This is a genomic window from Micromonospora sp. KC721 (genome assembly GCF_004348355.1).
Classification (GTDB): domain Bacteria; phylum Actinomycetota; class Actinomycetes; order Mycobacteriales; family Micromonosporaceae; genus Micromonospora.
The window spans coordinates 1-2158 of the sequence record NZ_SMJY01000364.1 but is presented as its reverse complement, the minus strand read 5'-3'; the positions used below and the strand labels follow the sequence as shown (position 1 = coordinate 2158).

Here is a 2158-nt window from a genome sequence, read left to right as displayed (position 1 = left end):
TGTCGGCTCCGCCTGAAAACTGACCCCGTGGTTCCGGCTGAATTTTGACCCCCTCCGGAAGCATCGGGAGGTGCTGAGCGTGGAGGACTGGGCGGAGATCCGTCGGTTGCACCGGGCGGAGCAGATGGCGATCAAGGCCATCTGCCGTCGGCTGGGGGTCTCGCGGAACACGGTGCGCAAGGCCTTGGCCAGTCATGAGCCGCCTCGCTATCAGCGGGCGGCGAAGGGTTCGATCGTGGACGCGGTCGAGCCGCAGATTAGGGCGTTGTTGGCGGAGTTCCCGGACATGCCGACGACGGTGATCATGGAGCGGGTCGGTTGGACCCGCGGCAAGACGGTGTTCGCCGATCGGGTGCAGCAGCTGCGGCCGTTGTTCCGCCGCCCGGACCCGAGCCAGCGGACGGAGTATCTGCCGGGAGAGCTGGCGCAGTGCGACCTGTGGTTCCCGCCGGCGGACGTGCCGTTGGGCTTCGGGCAGGTCGGCCGGCCGCCGGTGCTGGTGATGGTGTCGGGGTATTCGCGGTGGCTGTCGGCGGTGATGATCCCATCCCGGCAGTCGCCGGATCTGCTGGTCGGGCACTGGACGGTGATCTCCGGGTGGGGGCGGGTGCCCAAGGCGTTGGTGTGGGACAACGAGTCCGCCGTCGGGCAGTGGCGGGCCGGGCGACCTCAGCTGACCGAGGCGATGAACGCCTTCCGCGGCACCCTCGGCATTAAGGTGATCCAGTGCCGGCCGGCGGACCCGGAGGCCAAAGGCCTGGTGGAGCGGGCCAACGGCTATTTGGAGACGTCGTTCCTGCCCGGGCGCCGGTTCGGCTCGCCTCAGGACTTCAACGCCCAGCTCACCGACTGGCTGGTGCGGGCGAACAACCGCCAACACCGGATGCTGGGCTGCCGCCCGCTGGACCGGTGGGACGCCGATCGGGCCGCCATGCTGCCACTGCCACCGGTTGCGCCGGTGGTCGGATGGCGGCAGATCACCCGGCTGCCCCGCGATCACTACGTCCGCTTGGACGGCAACGACTACTCGGTGCACCCGTCGGTGGTCGGGCGGCGGGTCGAGGTCACCGCCGACTGCGACCACGTGACGGTGCTCTGCGACGGCCGGCCGGTGGCCCGGCACGAACGGTGCTGGGCAAGCCATCAGAGCATCACCGATCCCGCCCACCGGCAAGCCGCCGCAGACCTGCGCGTCGCTGCCCAACGCACCCCGACGGCCGCCGTTGACGCCCAGGTCGAACGCCGGCCGTTGAGCGACTACGACCGCCTGTTCGGCCTGGACGTTGAGGTGGCTGCGTGATGGCCGCCAAGACCAGCCGCAACGTCGCCTCGGAGATCGCGTTCCTCACCCGCGCACTCAAGGCGCCGTCCCTCGCTGCCTCCGTCGAACGCCTGGCAGAGCGGGCCCGGGCGGAGTCATGGACGCACGAGGAGTTCCTCGCCGCCTGCCTGCAACGCGAGGTCGCCGCCCGCGAAGCCCACGGCGGTGAAGGACGCATCCGGGCAGCGAGGTTCCCCGCCCGCAAGAGCCTGGAAGAGTTCGACTTCGACCACCAGCGCTCTCTGAAGCGGGAGACCATCGCCCACCTCGGCACGTTGGATTTCGTGGCGTCGAAGGAGAACGTCGTCTTCTTGGGCCCGCCCGGCACCGGCAAGACGCACCTGTCCATCGGCCTCGGGATCCGGGCCTGCCAGGCCGGACACCGGGTCGCGTTCGCCACCGCCGCTCAGTGGGTGTCCCGCCTGGCTGACGCCCACCACGCCGGCCGCCTGCAAGACGAACTGGTCAAGCTCGGCCGGATTCCGCTGCTGATCGTCGACGAGGTCGGCTACATCCCCTTCGAAGCCGAAGCCGCGAACCTGTTCTTCCAACTCGTGTCCAACCGCTACGAACGAGCCTCACTGATCGTCACCAGCAACAAGCCCTTCGGCCGCTGGGGCGAAGTGTTCGGCGACGATGTCGTCGCCGCAGCCATGATCGACCGCCTCGTCCACCACGCCGAAGTGATCTCGATGAAGGGCGACAGCTACCGGCTCAAAGACCGCGACCTCGGCCGCGTTCCCGCAGCCAGCAAGACCAACGACTGAACATCAACAACCAGCGAGGGGGTCAACATTCGGCCGGAACAGAGGGGTCAAAGTTCAGCCGGCGTTGACA

Annotated in this window: 2 protein-coding genes; both read left to right on the top strand. The window is 68.7% G+C overall.

Going from position 1 to position 2158, the window contains the following annotated elements; translation table 11 throughout:
• Positions 1-70 precede the first annotated feature (70 nt).
• Positions 71-1300, top strand: a complete 1230-nt coding sequence (gene istA, locus E1182_RS30330; RefSeq protein WP_132271159.1) for an IS21 family transposase — start codon at positions 71-73, stop codon at positions 1298-1300.
• Positions 1300-2088: an IS21-like element helper ATPase IstB gene (gene istB, locus E1182_RS30325; RefSeq protein WP_132271158.1), complete on the top strand. Its 789-nt coding sequence runs from the start codon at positions 1300-1302 to the stop codon at positions 2086-2088. Before istA ends, istB begins: the two co-directional genes overlap by 1 nt.
• Positions 2089-2158: the final 70 nt, after the last annotated feature.